We start from the raw sequence: 16,570 nt of genomic DNA, 5'->3' as shown, positions 1-16,570 counted from the left end.
CGGGCGGCGGTACGAGCCGGTCAGATGGTCGACTCCTCCGGCACCCGCCGTGATATCGCGTCGGGCAGCACCGTGGACCCTGGGCCACCGAGCCGGTAGCGGGCACCGCGGTGCTCGTCCGGTAACCGATCGCCGCGACCGAACAACGCGTGGCGCAGGGTTCCCGGAACATATTCGGCCGGGTAGGCACCGCGTTCGGTCAGCACGGGAACCACGTACTGCACAATATCTTCGAATGTTCCCGGCGTGATCGCGTAGGCGAGATTGAAGCCGTCCACATCGGTCTCCTCCGCCCATTCCTGCAACCGGTCCGCCACCGTCTCGCCCGACCCCACGAACACCGGGCCGATCCCACCGATACCCGCCCAGCGGCCGATATCACGGACCGTCCATTCGCGGCCGTCGTCGTCGAATTCCTGGAACGCCGCCACCGCCGAACGGATGGCGTTGCTCTGCACCTCTCCGATCGGATCGTCGAGGTCGTAGCGGGACAGGTCGATTCCCATCCAGCCCGACATGAACACCAGCCCGCCCTCCACGCTGGCGTAGGACAGGTACTCCTCGTGTTTGGCCCGGGCCGCGTCGTCGGTGGCGTCGGTGACGATGGTGGCGAGGGCGTAGATCCGCGCCGCGTCCCGGGCCCGGCCGGCCGCCTCGAGGGCGTCGCGGATATTCGTCACCGTCTGCGCCAGCACCCGTTTCGACGGTGCCGCGACGAAGATCGCCTCCGCGTTCTCGGCCGCGAAACGCACCCCGCGCGGCGACGCGCCCGCCTGATAGATCACCGGTGTCCGCTGCGGCGACGGCTCCGACAGATGCACGCCGGGCACGGTGAAGTGCGTGCCCGTATGTCCGATGTGGTGCACCTTCGCCGGGTCCACGTAGATATTGCGGACCGGGTCGCGGACCACCGCGTCATCGGCCCAGGATCCCTCCCACAGCTTGTAGAGGACCTCCAGGTACTCGTCGGCGTGGTCGTACCGGTCGTCGTGGTCGAGCTGGTCGTCGGCACCGAAATTACGTGCGGCCGAGGGCAGATAGCCGGTGACCACGTTCCAACCGACCCGCCCGCCGGTCAGGTGGTCGAGTGTGGACAGCCGCCGCGCGAACGGATACGGGTGCTCGAACCCGGTCCCGGTGGTGACCCCGAATCCGAGATGCTCGGTCACCGCGGCCATGGCGGATACCAGCAGCAACGGGTCCGCCACCGGAATCTGCGCACCCTGCCGCAGTGCCGCCCGGTCGTCACCGCCGTACACGTCGTAGGTGCCGAGCACATCGGCGATGAACAAGCCGTCGAACCGCCCGCGCTCCAGCAGGGCCGCCAGTCCGGTCCAGTAACTCAGCTCCTTGTATCGGTGCGATTGATCGTCCGGGTGCCGCCACAGTCCGGGCGACTGGTGGGCGACGCAGTTCATATCGAAGGCATTGAAGCGGATACGGCGGGTCATCGTGGCGTTCCTTCCGTGCGTTCGCCCGCGCTCCACGCGAACGGGAGCCGGGTGCCGTTGAGCAGGTGGTCGCCGATGGCGCGGGCTTTCTGGATGGCCGGGTTGTGCACCGATACGGTGCGGGCGTTGCGCCAGTGCCGGTCCAGGCGCAACCCCTCCGAGACGATGGAAGCGCCACCCACCTCGAACAGTTGTGTGGTGGCCGCCAGCACGGTGTCGATGACCCCGAGCTGCGCCTGCGCCGCGGCCAGTTCGACCTCGACCAGCTCGCTCTCCGCACGCGCCCCCGCGGCGAGTACCGCGTCGAGGACATCGGCGACCGCCAGCACACTGGCGCGGGCGCTGAACGCGGCGGCCGACAACCGGCCGATCACCTGCTGCACCAGGGGATCGTGCCGGGGCAGGTCCGCGGCGGAATGGGTATAACCGCGGCGGCGTCCGGCGACCCATCCGCGGGTGTCCTGTTCGGCGCGCTGCGCGATACCGGCCAGCACCGCGAGCTGTACGAGCTGCAGGTAGGCCGTCGAATAGGTGGGGCCGTCGGCACCGTAGCCGGGACCCAGTACCCGGTCGGCCGGTACCGCGACATCGGTGAACTCGGTGGTGCCGCTGGCCGTGAGCCGCTGGCCGAATCCGTCCCAGTCGTCGTGCTGACGCACGCCCTCGGCGGCGGCGTCGACGAGCACCGCGACCCGCTCCCCGTCACGGTCGGCGGCCACGAGAATATGGTCGGCATACAGCGAGCCGGTGCTGTAGTACTTGGTGCCGTTCAGTAGCCAGCCCGAATCCGACGGAGTCAGCCTGGTCCGGTACCGATCCACCGCGCCGGCGCCGGGTTCGGTGATCGCGTTCCCCACCAGTGTCCCCTGCGCCGCCGCCCGCAACCAATGCTCGCGCCCGGGTCCGGGCTCGGCCAGCCGCTGATCCTCGACGAACGCGAAATGCACCCGCAACGCCTGCGGAAGGTTGGAGTCGGCGGCGGCGAGTTCGATCAGCTGCCGGAACAGCTGCCGGACACTCGCGCCGAACCCGCCGTATTCGACCGGCACCCGCAGGGCACCGAACCGCGCCGCGCGCAACCGGCGCACTTCGTCGTGGGCGAGCCGGCGATCGGTTTCGCGTTCGACCGCGCCCGCCGCGATATCGGCGTAGATCGGCGCGAACACGGCGTCCAGATCGGCATCGGAAGCGGGTTTCGCTGCGGTGGAGGTCATGGGCTCACGATCATCGACAGCCCGGTACGGCTCACCGGTTTCGCGCACCGGGATCGAAACCCGCCGGTTAAAAATCCCCCCGATCCGAACCGGTGACAGCCCGTCGCCGGCGGGCCAGGATCGACGATCGGCCCGATCTTCGTCGCGGTGCCGCGGCCGGAGCCCGCCGGCCGCCGGCCGTGGACAGATCGACCGTGTATCCGACCGCCCGACCCTCGGAGGACCGCCGAATGAGCCTGTCGTTCCACTGGTTTCTGCCCACCTACGGCGATTCGCGCGGGCTGATGGCCGGAGGCCACGGCACAGCCATGTCCGGCGACCGGCCCGCCTCGCTCCGCTACCTGAACCAGATCGCGGGCGCGGCCGAGGAGAACGGGTTCGAGGCGGTCCTCACCCCCACCGGCGCCTGGTGCGAGGACGCATGGCTGGCCACCGCCATGCTCGTGGAAACCACCGAAACCCTGAAGTTCCTGGTCGCGTTCCGGCCAGGGCTGGTGAGCCCTACCCTCGCCGCCCAGATGGCCGGCACCTTCCAGCGGCATTCCCGCGGCCGGTTACTGCTCAACGTGGTGACCGGCGGAGAACCACACGAGCAGCGCGCCTTCGGCGATTTCCTCGACAAGGAACAGCGTTACGAACGCACCGGGGAATTCCTGCACATCGTGCGTGAACTGTGGGAGTCGCGCGAACCCTTCACTTTCGAAGGTAAACACCTGCGGGTGCAGAACGCGCTGCTGAACAACCACCCCGATCCGGTGCCGCCGGTGTTCTTCGGCGGTTCCTCGGGCCCGGCGGGCCCGGTCGCCGCCCAGTATGCCGACACCTACCTGACCTGGGGCGAACCACTCATCGCGGTCAGCCAGAAACTGGACTGGATCCGCGGCCTGGCCGCCGAGCGCGGCCGGAATCTCGACTACGGTATCCGCCTGCATGTGATCACCCGCGACACCTCCGAAGAGGCCTGGGCCGAAGCGGACCGCCTACTCCAGGGAATCGACCCCGCCGATATCGAGCGGGTACAGAACAACCTCGCGCGCAGCGAATCCGAGGGCCAGCGCCGCATGCTCGAACTACACGGCGGCAACACCGACCGGCTGGAGATCGCACCGAATCTGTGGGCGGGCGTCGGCCTGGTCCGCGGTGGTGCGGGCACCGCGCTCGTCGGCTCGCACGAGGAAGTGGCCGAACGGCTCATCGAATACTCCCGGCTGGGGATCACGCATTTCATCCTGTCCGGGTACCCCCACGTCGAGGAGGCGTACTGGTTCGGCGAAGGGGTGCTGCCGATTCTGGAGAAGCGCGGCCTGTGGCGCCGGTCGGTGGATCGCGCCACCGCACCCGTCGGTACGCCCTTCGCCACCGCCTCCACCAGCTGACACCGACCGCCTCCCGACCCGCCGGACGTAGCTCACCGTTTTCGCCGGAAACGGTTTACGTTGAGCGGGTGGGTGAGGCGATATCGCTCGGTGCGGTCCAAGAGACCCTGTTGATTCCCCTGTACGGCCGCGCGCAGGACGCCGGGCGGCACGACAGTATTCTCCGCGACACCAGAGCCATCGAACTGGTCGCCGCGATCGACTACGACTTCGCGAAGTTCCGGGGTCCTTCCCTGGCGGGGTCGGTACTGCGGGCGTCGATCTTCGATGGCTACCTGCGCAGCTACCTGGCCGAACACCCCGAAGCCACCGTGGTGGACCTCGGCTGCGGTCTGTCCACCCGTTTCGACCGACTCGACAACGGCCGGCTGCGCTGGTTCGATCTCGACCTGCCCGACACCATGGCCCTGCGCCGCAAATTCTTCACCGACAGCGACCGGTACACGATGATCGAGGGCTCGATCCTCGACGACGGCTGGTTCGAGCAGGTTCGTGCACCGGGCGGCCCGGTGTTCCTGCTGAGCGAGGCGGTGCTGCTGTACTTCCCGGCCGAAACGGTGCACACCACGTTGCGGCAGATCGCCCGGGGGTTCCCGGGCAGCCGGCTGGTCCTGGATACCGGCGGCAAGGCGATGATGGGCACCCAGGATCGCAACCCGGTCTTCGAACAGGTGTCCGCGCGGATGGAATGGGTCTGCGACGACCCCGGCACTCTGGAGCCGTACGGCGTGCGCCTACTCGAATCCCGCACCTTCGCCTCCCCGCAACCGGCCGTCGCGGGCAGCTGGCCACTGCGTTACCGGCTGGGCATGAAGATGATGCGGGCGGTCTTCCCGCCACCGGTCACCACGTACAAATTGAATCTCTTCGAAACCATCGAGGCGACGCAGTAGTCGGATGTGCCGAGAAGGTCGCCGGACAGCTCGGCCGGCGACCTCTCGCTCAGTCACGACGCTGACGCTGGATCTCCTCCGCGATGCGCTTGATGCGGTTCAGGCGCGAATCCCAGGTCCTGCCGACTTCCCGCAGTTGCCGGACCGCACGGGCGAGCTGCGCTTCATCGACTTCGTAGCGGCGTTCGCGCCCCATCGGTGTCGCGTGCACGAGGCCCGCCCGGTCGAGGACCGCCAGGTGTTTGGTCACCGCCTGGCGTGAGATCGGGAGATGTTCGCTGAGACCTGTCGGCGTACCGGGTCCCTCCGCAAGCAGCAGATCGAGCAGTCGGCGCCGGTTCGGGTCGCCGATCGCCGACCAGAGTTCGTCGTCGACCGCGACGGTCATCGCAGCACCACGGAGGGCGCGTAGCCGCCCAGCTTGGGCAGGTACTCGTCCCAGCCGCGCTCGTGATCGTGGAACGCCTGTTCGAGCACCGCGGCTTCCCACCCCTTCTCTCGCCAACCGCTCTCGGTCAGACGGAGAAGCGTGCCGTCACCGGAGGGTTCGAGCTCGAAGGTGACCAGCAGGGAGTTGCCCTCGTCGGGCAGCTCGCCCGCGGGGGCGATCCACCGGAACACGAACCTGCGGGGCGGGTCCACCTCGACCACTTTGATCGTTTCGGTCCCGGCATGGTCGCCCCAGATCAGTTCACCGACCGAGCCGGGCACCGGCTCGAATGTCGCCTCGTCGGGCCACCACATCTTCATGTGCTCGGGCCGGCTCACCACTTCGAAGACGATCTCCGGCACCGCATCGATCCGGATCTCCCGTTCCAGTTTCCCGAATTCCATCACGACCTCCAATACGCAACCTTTGATTGCGTACGACCCTAGGCACATCCGGCACAATACGCAACACTTTGTTGCGCGTCGACTCGGCCGGACCGGGCCGCGTCCGAACGTGGTCGACAAGGGTTCCGGCCGCGATTCGATCTTGCCCAGCTCTTCGGGCCGTGAAGCGGGACTGCACCGGCGATCAGTCCGTTCCCGATCGGGATCACCCTCGCACCGACCACCCACCGGGGCCGATGCAACACCGAGGAGATCCGGGCCGCCGGAGTGACGACGACAACGGAGGTCGTCACTTCCAGGTACGCGTAGTGGGTGAAAACCTTTACCCCGAAGTCGATTTCGGACGTTACCGTTGAGTATGGAGGGATTCGACTGGATCGTGGGCGCCGTAATAGTCCTCGGCTTCGCAGTGGGCTTCGCCGCGGACTGGTGGGATCGCCGGAAGCAGCGCGAGTCCCGCGGTCGAGGTTCGAATCGGGGCGACTGGTCCGCCGGGGGACGGACGGGAGGCGGCGCGGCAGGAGGAGGCTGCGGCGCGGGCGGCTTCGGAGGAGAGGGCGGTGGCGGCGCCGGAGAAGGCGGTGGTAGCTGCGGTGGAGGCGGCGCGGGCGGCTGCGGCGGCGGTGGCGGTGGCGGTGGCGGTGGAGGGGGTGGCTGCGGTGGAGGGGGTGGTTGAGACGGCGTTCGAAACCCGACTCGACCGCGACGTGGTCGCCCGGCTCGCGCCCGCCACCCGCCTGCAAGCCGGCTCCCGGCACGGTTGAATCCAGCGCGGCATCCTGGAGGTATGCCCGATACGCAGCATCCATATCTGGACCGCCGGCGGGCCGAGTCGTTCGGCTCGGTCGCGGAGAACTACGACCGCTTCCGTCCGCGATATCCGCGTGGTCTGATCACCGGACTTGTCGTGCGAGAGGGACTACGAGTGCTGGATGTCGGCGCGGGAACCGGCATCGCGTCGGCACAGTTGACAGCTGCCGGTGCGGAAGTGCTCGCAGTGGAACCGGATCAACGGATGGTGGAGATCGCTGCCGGAAAAGGAATCTCGGTCGAACAGGCGCAGTTCGAGGACTGGGATCCTCGTGGACGCAGATTCGACCTGGTCGTGTTCGCCCAGTCCTTTCATTGGATGCGTCCACGGGAATCGTTGCGGAAGGTTGCGGCATTGCTGAGCCCGGACGCCCGGTTGGCGTTGCTGTCGAACCGAATCACCCCGACCGCGCCGCCCCGGCAGAGCCTCGACGACATCTACGCCGGCTTCGATATGCCACATGGGCCGCCCATCGACGCCACCCGCACTACCGAGTTGCACACGCTCCTCGACGAATGCGGATACACCACGGAGGAGCGAGAGGAAGTCGAAGAGCTGCACTATACGACCGACGACTGGCTCGGCATGGTGTTCACCTATTCGAATCATCTCGGCCTCGAGCCGGAGTCACGCACACTGTTGCGTTCACAGCTCGGAGCACACCTCGGGACCGCTGGGGTAACCGCCCGAAACGACGCCCTGGCGATAATCTGTGCGCTTCGCCGGTAGGCCCGGTCGGACCGGATGGCAGCTGCTCGATATCCACGCCACCGCAACACCGGCGTCGACGCCGAGGGCCGACCGTTACGCTCGCTCCGTGACCACCTCGCAGGACACCGGACGTACCGCACCCCGCGCCGCGGTCGCCGACGCGCTTCGGGAGGACATACTGGCCGGCCGCCTGTCGCCGGGCGACCGGCTGCGCGAGGTGGACCTGGCCGAACGGTTCGGCGTTTCCCGGATCCCGGTTCGCGAGGCGCTGTCGCAGCTACAGAGCGAAGGGTTCGTGACGCTGGTGCGGTACCGCGGCGCGACCGTCTCCGCGCCGACAGGTGCGGCGGCACGCGAGTTGGTGCAAATCCGGCGCGGACTCGAGACGCTGGCCGCACAGCTGGCCGCCCGGAACCGGGGCGGAGCGGTGGCCGCAGAGCTGGCGCGGGTGGTGGAGTTGGGCCGATCGGCGGATCGCGAGCACGCTCACGGCGAGTTACCGGAGCTGACATTGCGGTTCCATTCCCTGGTCGCGGAGGCTTCGGGCAATCAGCAGCTCCGGGCGATGCTGGAGCAGATCCTCGGCCGGGTGGCATGGATCTTCGGGCAGCGCCAGGACACCCGGACGAGCGTGTCGTGGAGCGACCACGCCGCGATCGCGCACGCCATTCTCAACGGCTCCCCGGTTCAGGCCGGTTACCTGATGGACGAGCACATCGCCCGGGACGAAGACCTGCTCATGGATCTGGACGCGGACAGCACACCGAAATGACTCAGGACCGAACGGTGTCATAGATCCGTGACACGGGGTTCGTGTTGTGGATCCACGGCACGAACGGACCTGCCGCAGCCTCCGGCAATCGTCCGCCGATGGGCGGCTCGGACGGTCCGAAGCCGCCCGAACCCGGCTTCTTGTATACAAATATTCGGCGCAACAATCTCCAAGCTGGATAGTTCACCGCGATGGAACGTTGAGCAACATCCACGAAACGTTGTTTGTATACAACTTCAGGTGTTGCTTGTTTCTTCTGCCCGAGGCCAGGTCCTATGTCAACCGACGCCGCCCCGACCCAGTCGCCGCCGCTTCCCCCAGCTCCCCCGCTTCCCGTCTGGCGCACAGCGCTTTTCGGTGTCCAGCATGTGCTCGTCATGTACACCGGCTGCGTCGCGGTGCCGCTCGTCTTCGGCGCCGCACTCGGCCTGGACACCTCCACCATCGCGACCCTGGTGAACGCCGACCTCCTGGTCGCCGGCGTCATCACACTCGTGCAGGCTCTCGGGATCGGGAAACTGCTCGGCGCGCGGATGCCGGTGGTGGCGGGTGCCTCGTTCACCGCGGTGACGCCGATGATCCTGATCGGTGAGGAATACGGCCTGTCCGCCGTATACGGCGCGATGATCGCGGCCGGGATCTTCGGGATGCTGGTCGCAGTGCCGTTCTCCAAGCTGGTGCGGTTCTTCCCGCCGATGGTGCGCGGGGCGGCGGTCACCATGATCGGGTTGTCGCTGATCGGCAAGGCCGTATCCATGACCTTCGGCGACGAACCGGCCGGGGGCGCACCACTGGCGCTGGCGGCCGGTGTGGTGCTGACCATCATCGCGCTGATGAAGTACGGTCGCGGGCTCATCGCGCAGTCGGCGGTCCTGATCGCGCTGGTGCTGGGCACGCTGGCCGCCGCCGCGCTCTCGCTCACCGATTTCGGTGCCGTGGGCAGCGCCGACTGGTTCGGCCTGCCGAACCCGTTCCTGTTCGGCACCCCGACCTTCCCCATCGCCGGAATCATCTCGATGTGCCTGGTGATGCTGGTGATCTTCACCGAATCCACCGCCTACCTGATGGCCACCGCCGACAACCTGGGCCGACCGCTGGACCAGAAGCAGCTCGCCCGCGGGTTGAGCGCGGACGGCGCCTCCGCCGTGCTGGCCGGGTTCCTGACCTCGTTCCCGGACACGATCTTCGCCCAGAACGTCAGCCTGGTGCGGATGACCGGGGTCGCGAGCCGGGGCGCGGTCGCGGTGGCCGGCGGCCTGCTGGTGGCACTGGGTCTGGTGCCGAAGATGGGCGAGGTGGTGGCCAACCTGCCGGGGCCGGTGATCGGGTCGGTGAGCCTGGTCATGTTCGCCACGGTCGCGGGCGTCGGGATCGCGACGCTCGCGCGGGTGGACTACTCCCGTAACGACAACCTGCTCGTGGTCTCGCTGGCGATGGGGATCGGGATGATCCCGGTGGTCGCGCCGGAGGTGTACGAGGGGCTGCCGTCGTCGGTGCGGATCATCGCCGGGGGCGCGATCACCAGCACGGTCATCGTGGCATTCGTCCTGAATCTGCTGTTCAACCATCTCCGCACCACCCGGACCCCGAAAGAGAGCACCGTATGACCGGTATCGCCCTGCTCACCGTGCCCACCGCCGACCCCGGCGACACCCGGCCTTTCGACGTACTGGCCGAAACCGGTTACCGCGCAGAAGATCTCGTATCGGTGATCGGCAAGACCGAAGGCAACGGCTGCGTCAACGATTTCAGTCGCGGCCTGGCCGCCGCGATATGGGAGCCGCGGATCCCGGAATCCGCGGTCACCGTGTTCTCCGGTGGTACGGAGGGTGTGCTGAGCCCGCATGTGAATCTGTTCGTCCGCGACGAGAAGCGGTATCCCGGTTTCGATCGTGGGCTGGTCGCAGCGGCCCGGCGCAGCCGCCCGCTCGATCCGGCGGAAATCGGCCGGGCCGCCCAGGTCGATACCGTTGCCGATACGGTCGGAAAACTGCTGGCCGAACTCGGTGTCACTCCCGCGGATGTGCATCTGGTGCTGGTGAAGTGCCCGCTGCTCACCTCGGACACCATTGCCGTGGTACATGCGGCCGGGCAGGTTCCCGTCGCGACCGACACGTACGCGTCGATGGGTTTCTCCCGGGCGGCGAGTTCCCTGGGTATCGCTGTCGCCCTGGGTGAATGCGACCGGGCGACCGCGCTGAGCGCCCTCGCGGGGGAGGCCGATGTGTGGTCGGCCCGCGCCTCGGCCAGTTCCGGAGCCGAACTCGATGACTGCCACATACTGGTGGTCGCCGAAAGCCCGACCGCGGCGAACCCGCTGCGGGCGGTGCACGGCCATATGGCCGACGCCATCGACCTCGCCGCGGTGCAGCAACTGCTGGACCGGGTCGCGGCCGAAGGCGGCACGGTACGGCAGATATTCGCCAAGGCCGAGGCCGATCCCACTGGTGCTGTACGGGGCCTGCGCCACACCATGCTCACCGACTCCGATATCAATGCCACCCGCCACGCTCGCGGCGCGGTCGGCGGGCTGCTGTCCGCACTCAAAGGCGACGGCGCGGTATATGTCTCCGGCGGCGCCGAGCATCAGGGCCCGCCGGGCGGCGGCAGCATCACCGTGATCTACGAACTCCCCTCGCCCGATCGGAACGACGCGCCATGAGCACCACAACCATCACCGCAAGCGAAACCAACTGGGAGATAGAGGAATACGAAGACCGACCCGTTCCCGCCGACCGCCGCCGCGGACTCGGCTCGGTATCCGCGGTGTGGTTCGGGTTCCCGATGGTGCTGACCTGCGCCATCTTCGGCGGGCTGATCGTGTATTCGCTCGGCTTCTGGCTCGGCCTGCTGGCCATCGCGGTCGGCAATATCTGCATGATGCTGTATGTCGGCGCGCTCAGCGTGATCGCCGGGCGCAGCGGTAAGAACTTCGCGCTCACCGCCGCGGAAAGCTTCGGCAAGGCAGGCGCTTTCCTGCCGTCGGCGTTTCTGGCAACCATCGTCATCGGCTGGTTCGCCTTCCAGACCGGGATGGCAGGGGCGATCCTGCACGACACCCTCGGCTGGCACGAACAGTTCACCGCGCTCGCCGCCGGTATCGCGTTCATCGGGGTCACGCTGCTGGGGATCCGGGCGCTGTCGGCGATCGGGTTGGTAGCAGCACCGGTGTACGTGATACTCGGGCTGGTCGCGATCGGGCTGGCGGTCGCCGACGGCGGCGGTTCACCCACGTCCTACCACGGTGGTGCGGGCGCGGCCGCGATGAGTTTCGGTGCCGCGGTGACACTGGTGATCGCCTCCTTCATCGACTCCGGCACCATGACCGCCGATTTCACGCGCTGGTCCCGCAACGGCCGCGAAGCGTTCCTGGCCGCGGCTTCGGCTTTCCCGGTGGGGAATTCCATCGCCTTGGTCATCGGCGGTCTCGTCGTGGCCCTGGGCGGTAGTGCCGATCCCGCCGCCGACGGCGGTAACTTCCTCGGCCTCCTTGTCGACCACGGCGGTCTGCTGGTTCCCCTGGCGGTGGCGTTCGTGTTCATCAATCTGGGCTCGGTATGCGCGCACTGCCTGTACAACGGCGCCGTGGGCTGGAGTCAGCTCTCCGGCGGCAGGATGCGGCGGCTCACCCTCGTCCTCGGCGCGGTCGGTGTGGTGCTCGCGGTGGCCGGGATCTGGTCGTATTTCGAACAGTGGCTCAACCTGCTGGGCGTGATCGTGCCGCCGATCGGCGCGGTCGTCATCCTCGACCAACTGGTCCTGCCCAGGTTCGGCCTCGGTGCCGCGAACCGCGAAACCCGCTGGCACTGGCCCGCCTTTACCGCGTGGGCCGGTGGCGCCGTCGCCGCCCTGCTCACCCACGAATTCGCGCCCTGGCTGTCCGACGCGGTCATCGGTTTCGTAGCCGCCGCCCTCGTCCTCACCCTCTGCGCGATACGCACCGCGCGAAGCAAGAAGGAGATCACCGCATGACCATCACCACCGTGGACGCCACCCCCTACACCTGGCCGTTCGACGGCGCGATCGACCCGGCGCGCACCGCGCTGCTGCTGATCGACTGGCAGACCGATTTCTGCGGCCCCGGCGGATACGTCGACCAGATGGGCTACGACCTGGCGCTCACCCGAGCAGGTCTGGAACCCACCGCACGCGTGCTCGCGGCCGCGCGCGAACTCGGCCTCACCGTTATCCATACCCGCGAAGGCCACCGGCCCGATCTCTCGGACCTGCCCGCGAACAAACGCTGGCGATCCGCGCAGGTCGGCGCCGAAATCGGCAGCACCGGCCCGTGCGGGCGCATCCTGGTACGCGGCGAACCGGGTTGGGAGATCGTGCCCGAGGTAGCCCCGATTCCCGGCGAACCGATCGTCGACAAGCCGGGAAAGGGCGCCTTCTACGCCACCGACCTCGACCTGCTGCTGCGCGGCGCCGGTATCACCCACATCGTCCTGACCGGGATCACCACCGATGTCTGCGTGCACACCACCATGCGGGAAGCCAACGACCGCGGTTACGAATGCCTGGTGCTCTCCGACTGCACCGGCGCCACCGAGCAGAAACACCACGAGGCCGCGCTGAGCATGGTCACCATGCAGGGCGGGATCTTCGGCGCGGTCGCGACTTCCGACCAGTTGCTCGCCGCGCTCGGGAAGCAGGCCGTCACCGCATGAGGGTCGTGCTGATCCACGGGGTGGCCACGGACAGCCGAGTGTGGGCGGGGACGGTCGCCGCGCTCGGTTCGTCCGTGCAGGTCCACTGCCCCGACCGGCCACAATCCGGGGATATGGACATCGAGATCGCCGCCCTCACACCGCTGTGCAAGGGGGCGTTCGTGATCGGGGTCAGCGGCGGGGCCACGCTGGGATTGGAGTTGGCGGCCCGGGGCGTCGAGTTCACCGGTGCGCTGCTGCACGAACCGGCCGCGGGCTCACTGGCCCCCGGGTTACTCGACGAGGTCGCGGCGGCGTTCCGGCGTGACGGCGTCGGCGGTTTCGGGCGAGCTCTCTACGGGCCGGCCTGGACGCCTGACCTCACCACCGCCTCCGCCGAAACGGTCGCCGGCGAACTGGCGATGTTCCGCGCCTTCGAACCCCGGCCGGTCGGCGCACCGGCGCACCGGATCACGCTGACTGTCGGCGAACGATCCGCTCCCGCGCGGCACCGATCGGTCCGCGCTCTCGCCGCGACCCTCGGAACCGGATGGCGTGTATTGCCCGGCGTGAGCCACGCGGTGCATCTACAAGCCCCACACCAGCTGGTCCGAGGACTGGAAATCCCCGTTGGATGACACGGCGACCAGCTACTGCCAGGCCCGAACCAGATCGTCAGGTCCCCAAGACATCGCAAGAGGCAGACCCGGTGCAGTCCCGGAACGAGAAACCGCGATCAGTTCGGTCTCCGGCGCCGCACCGGGAACGGCCATCACGCTGCGGGCCAGCGCATCGTAGTCGTGCCGATCGAAGGGTCGTTCCTCGAGCCATTTGATCGAACCGACGAACGATACAGCGCGCGCTACCGGCTGGCGATCCGCACCGACCAGGTCTACCTCCGGGTTGTTCTGCCGATTCCACCAACCACCGACAGCCTCGACCTCGGGCCACTGCTCATCGGGAAGTAGTCGCCGCAGCGATTCCCGAATGAGCGGTTCCACCGCCCGGCCTCGCCAGGACGTCCACTTACGCTCGACGCGTTCTACGGCCAGATCACCGCGACCACGTTCTATCAGCGGGATGACGCGTTCGAGGCAGGCGAGCCAGAACCGCAGGTACGAATCCTCGATCCGATACCGCTTGTTCTTGGTGTCCGAGTTGGTCGAAAGCGGAAGGTCCACGGTGACGATGCGCTTCGCAAGCAGGGTGTTCAGGATCGGAGCCAGGGTCCCCGCGGGCAGCGCCCCGGAAGTGCCCGCCTGCGCTGCGATGGCGCTGTAGGTGCGTTCACCGCTGCCGATCGCTTCCAACACTGCCCGCGACCGAGACGATTCGGGAAATTCTCCCAGCAATGAGAGTTCACCGGCAACCAGCAGTGGATCCAATGGGTTGAGCAGTGCTTCTCGGAGGAACTCCGCACGCCCCGCGCCCGGCGTCCAAGACTGAACGATCTCAGGAAAACCGCCGGTGATGAGAAGCGCATCCACCGCCTCGGCGGCGGGTAGCGCAGTCATCTCCTGCACATCGGCCAAGTGCAGTGGCTGCACGGTCATCTTCGTGGATCTTCCGAAGAAGGGGCGACCGTGTGTTTGCAGCGCCTCCATAACCGACAGATCGCTGCCCACCAGGACCAACATGACGGGTTTCGCAGCAAGATAGCGGTCCCAGATCGTCTGCAGAGCACCTTCGAATTCGGCGTCCTGCTCGATGAGCCAGGGCACTTCGTCTATCACGATCAGGCTGGGAACATCGTCTGCTGCCGCGATCGCTGCGGTGCGCAGGGCCTGGTTCCAATCCGGCGCCTGGAAACCGGCCACCAGGTCTGCCCCGGCCAGCGGTGATGAAGCGACGGCCGTGACGAATTCCGTACGCTCGGCCGGCGGGTTACGCCCACGCGTTGCTTGGAACAGCACATAAGGCAACTGGGACCGGTCGCAGAACTCCTGTACGAGGCGCGATTTTCCGACGCGGCGCCGCCCCGTGACGATGACCGCCCGACCGCGGGTTGCGCCGGTCGCGGCCGCCACGACGTCCAGCTGCCCATTCAGCCGACGCAGGTCATCGGCCCGCCCCTTGAACTCCATGGCCACCTCCTGCAATGAACTCAGTTTCAATCTTACTAAGATTGGATCTTAGTTTACTGGCTACTGAGTTTTGCGATGACTCGACTGTATCTGAGGCTGTGAGCGGCTACGCGGCCGTCGCCCCACCCACCGGGGAGTGGGCCGGTCCCCACCGGACCGGATCAGATGATCAGGTTGTCGTGGTCCTTCCAGTACGACTCGCGCAGGCGTCGTTTGTAGAGTTTGCCGCTCGGATCGCGGGGCAGTTCGCCGGTGAAGTCGATGGAGCGGGGGCATTTGTAGGCTGCCAGTTCGGCGCGGCAGAACGCGATCAGGTCGGCGGCCAGCGCATCGCCCGCGGCGGCCGGGTCGGCCGGTTGGATCACCGCCTTCACCGCCTCCCCCATCTCCTCGTCGGGGACACCGATGACAGCCACATCCGCGACCGCGGGATGGGCGGCGAGGAGGTTCTCGGCTTCCTGGGGATAAATGTTGACACCCCCGGAGATGATCATGTGGGCTTGCCGGTCGGTGAGATACAGGTATCCGTCGGCATCCAGGTAACCCATATCGCCGAGAGTGCGCCAGCCGTTCGGATGCGCGGCCGCGGCCGTTTTCGCGGGATCGTGGTGGTACTCGAACGGGCGGCCGCCGGCGAAGTACACGACTCCCACCTCGCCGGACGGGAGTTCTGCGCCGTCTTCGCCGACGATATGGCATTCCGGGGCCGGTCGGCCCACCGAACCCGGATGGGCCAGCCATTCCCCGGCGGTGATGTAGGTGTTGCCGACATCCTCGGTGCCCGAGTAGTACTCGGAGATGATCGGCCCCCACCAGTCGAGCATCTGCTGTTTGATCCCGACCGGGCACGGTGCCGCGGAATGGACGACGTCGACAAGGCTCGAGGTGTCGTAGCGGTCCCGTTCCGCGGGCGGCAACCGCAGCATGCGCACGAACATGGTCGGCACCATCTGGGTATGGGTGATGCGATGTCGCTCGATGAGCTCCAGACATTGCCGGGGGTCGAAGCGTTCCGTGATCACGACGGTGGCGCCCAGGCGATGCCAGGACATCGAGAAGATCAGCGGCGCACCGTGGTACAGCGGGGCGGGCGACAGGTATACCGCGTCCGCCGTGCCTCCGCTCACCAGTAGGCCCTGCGCGATCTGCACCGGCGCCGCCGACGGGTCGCCGAGCGGAGTCGCCGGGAGGGGTTTGCGAATTCCTTTCGGCGCTCCGGTGGTGCCCGAGGAGTAGAGCATCTCCCGGCCCTCGCATTCGTCCGCGCCGAGCGGATCGGCCGGCTCCCGCGCGAGTACGTCCGCGTACGGCTCGAATCCCGGGATATCGCCGGCGCCCGCGATCCGGACCGAGATCCGGGAGAGGTCGAGGCCGCCGATCGCCTCCGCGACGGTATCGCCGGCGATCAGCGCCGTGGCGCCGCAGTCGTCGAGAATGTACTGGACCTCGCCGGCGGTCAGATGCCAGTTGATCGCGGTGTAGTACAGGCCGCAACGCTGCGCCGCCCAGGCGATCTCCAGGTAGGCGGCGTTGTTCTCCATCAGGATGGCGATATGGTCACCGGGCCGCAGTCCCCGGGTCCGCAGGGCGCGGGCACCCCGGATCGACCGTTCTTCGAGCTCTCGGTAGGTGACCGTCTGCCCGCTGGACGCCATGATGATCGCCGCACGGCCGGGGGTCCGGTGCGCGTGCCATCCGGGCGTCATCCGCGCCGCCCCGGTGTCCGGTGAGATGTGATTGTTCATGCGCCTGTCCTCACACACGGTTTCGCCCCT

The 16,570-nt window shown here is 67.6% G+C and carries 16 protein-coding genes; 10 read left to right on the top strand and 6 right to left on the bottom strand.

Annotated elements, in window-relative coordinates:
* Positions 1 to 20: 20 nt before the first annotated feature.
* Complete coding sequence (locus QH195_RS24790) at positions 21 to 1,451, bottom strand: LLM class flavin-dependent oxidoreductase (RefSeq protein WP_280421049.1); 1,431 nt, start codon at positions 1,449 to 1,451, stop codon at positions 21 to 23.
* Complete coding sequence (locus QH195_RS24785; protein WP_280437215.1) at positions 1,448 to 2,665, bottom strand: acyl-CoA dehydrogenase family protein; 1,218 nt, start codon at positions 2,663 to 2,665, stop codon at positions 1,448 to 1,450. Before QH195_RS24785 ends, QH195_RS24790 begins: the two co-directional genes overlap by 4 nt.
* Positions 2,666 to 2,895: 230 nt before the next feature.
* Between QH195_RS24785 and QH195_RS24780 the strand changes: the two genes are divergently transcribed.
* Complete coding sequence (locus tag QH195_RS24780; RefSeq protein ID WP_280437214.1) at positions 2,896 to 4,041, top strand: LLM class flavin-dependent oxidoreductase; 1,146 nt, start codon at positions 2,896 to 2,898, stop codon at positions 4,039 to 4,041.
* A gap of 68 nt (positions 4,042 to 4,109) precedes the next feature.
* Positions 4,110 to 4,934 (top strand): class I SAM-dependent methyltransferase, encoded by an 825-nt coding sequence (locus tag QH195_RS24775; protein WP_280437213.1) that lies wholly within the window; start codon positions 4,110 to 4,112, stop codon positions 4,932 to 4,934.
* Between the two features lie 49 nt (positions 4,935 to 4,983).
* Here QH195_RS24775 and QH195_RS24770 read toward each other — a convergent pair whose 3' ends face one another.
* The gene (locus QH195_RS24770; protein ID WP_280421053.1) at positions 4,984 to 5,322 is read right to left on the bottom strand and encodes an ArsR/SmtB family transcription factor; all 339 of its coding nucleotides are present in this window, start codon (positions 5,320 to 5,322) and stop codon (positions 4,984 to 4,986) included.
* A complete protein-coding gene (locus QH195_RS24765) occupies positions 5,319 to 5,768 on the bottom strand; it encodes an SRPBCC family protein (RefSeq protein ID WP_348536830.1) in 450 nt (149 codons plus the stop codon). The genes QH195_RS24770 and QH195_RS24765 overlap by 4 nt, the downstream gene beginning before the upstream one ends.
* A gap of 560 nt (positions 5,769 to 6,328) precedes the next feature.
* Between QH195_RS24765 and QH195_RS24760 the strand changes: the two genes are divergently transcribed.
* From QH195_RS24760 to QH195_RS24725, 8 genes are all read left to right on the top strand, one after another.
* On the top strand, positions 6,329 to 6,532 hold the full coding sequence (locus QH195_RS24760) for a hypothetical protein (protein WP_280437212.1): 204 nt from the start codon (positions 6,329 to 6,331) through the stop codon (positions 6,530 to 6,532).
* A 23-nt stretch (positions 6,533 to 6,555) separates the two neighbouring features.
* The gene (locus tag QH195_RS24755; RefSeq protein WP_280437211.1) at positions 6,556 to 7,308 is read left to right on the top strand and encodes a class I SAM-dependent methyltransferase; all 753 of its coding nucleotides are present in this window, start codon (positions 6,556 to 6,558) and stop codon (positions 7,306 to 7,308) included.
* Positions 7,309 to 7,396: 88 nt separating this feature from the next.
* Positions 7,397 to 8,062 carry a GntR family transcriptional regulator gene (locus QH195_RS24750; RefSeq protein WP_280437210.1) on the top strand — a complete coding sequence of 222 codons (666 nt, stop codon included), beginning with the start codon at positions 7,397 to 7,399 and terminating at the stop codon, positions 8,060 to 8,062.
* Between the two features lie 275 nt (positions 8,063 to 8,337).
* Complete coding sequence (locus tag QH195_RS24745) at positions 8,338 to 9,669, top strand: nucleobase:cation symporter-2 family protein (RefSeq protein WP_280437209.1); 1,332 nt, start codon at positions 8,338 to 8,340, stop codon at positions 9,667 to 9,669.
* A complete protein-coding gene (locus tag QH195_RS24740) occupies positions 9,666 to 10,724 on the top strand; it encodes a ring-opening amidohydrolase (RefSeq protein WP_280421057.1) in 1,059 nt (352 codons plus the stop codon). The genes QH195_RS24745 and QH195_RS24740 overlap by 4 nt, the downstream gene beginning before the upstream one ends.
* Complete coding sequence (locus QH195_RS24735) at positions 10,721 to 12,034, top strand: cytosine permease (protein ID WP_280437208.1); 1,314 nt, start codon at positions 10,721 to 10,723, stop codon at positions 12,032 to 12,034. Before QH195_RS24740 ends, QH195_RS24735 begins: the two co-directional genes overlap by 4 nt.
* Positions 12,031 to 12,732, top strand: a complete 702-nt coding sequence (gene biuH, locus QH195_RS24730; protein WP_280437207.1) for a biuret amidohydrolase — start codon at positions 12,031 to 12,033, stop codon at positions 12,730 to 12,732. Before QH195_RS24735 ends, biuH begins: the two co-directional genes overlap by 4 nt.
* Positions 12,729 to 13,349, top strand: a complete 621-nt coding sequence (locus QH195_RS24725; protein WP_280437206.1) for an alpha/beta fold hydrolase — start codon at positions 12,729 to 12,731, stop codon at positions 13,347 to 13,349. Before biuH ends, QH195_RS24725 begins: the two co-directional genes overlap by 4 nt.
* A gap of 12 nt (positions 13,350 to 13,361) precedes the next feature.
* Here the strand turns inward: QH195_RS24725 and QH195_RS24720 are convergent, their stop codons facing one another.
* Both QH195_RS24720 and QH195_RS24715 read right to left on the bottom strand, forming a co-directional pair.
* Entirely contained in the window at positions 13,362 to 14,825 is a 1,464-nt protein-coding gene (locus QH195_RS24720) for an ATP-binding protein (protein WP_280437205.1), read from the bottom strand.
* A 131-nt stretch (positions 14,826 to 14,956) separates the two neighbouring features.
* A complete protein-coding gene (locus QH195_RS24715; protein WP_432278852.1) occupies positions 14,957 to 16,501 on the bottom strand; it encodes an acyl-CoA synthetase in 1,545 nt (514 codons plus the stop codon).
* Positions 16,502 to 16,570: the final 69 nt, after the last annotated feature.

The organism is Nocardia carnea, assembly GCF_029868855.1.
GTDB classification, from domain to species: domain Bacteria; phylum Actinomycetota; class Actinomycetes; order Mycobacteriales; family Mycobacteriaceae; genus Nocardia; species Nocardia carnea_A.
The sequence above is the reverse complement of the archived record's forward strand: the minus strand, read 5'-3'. Positions and strand labels throughout refer to the sequence as shown.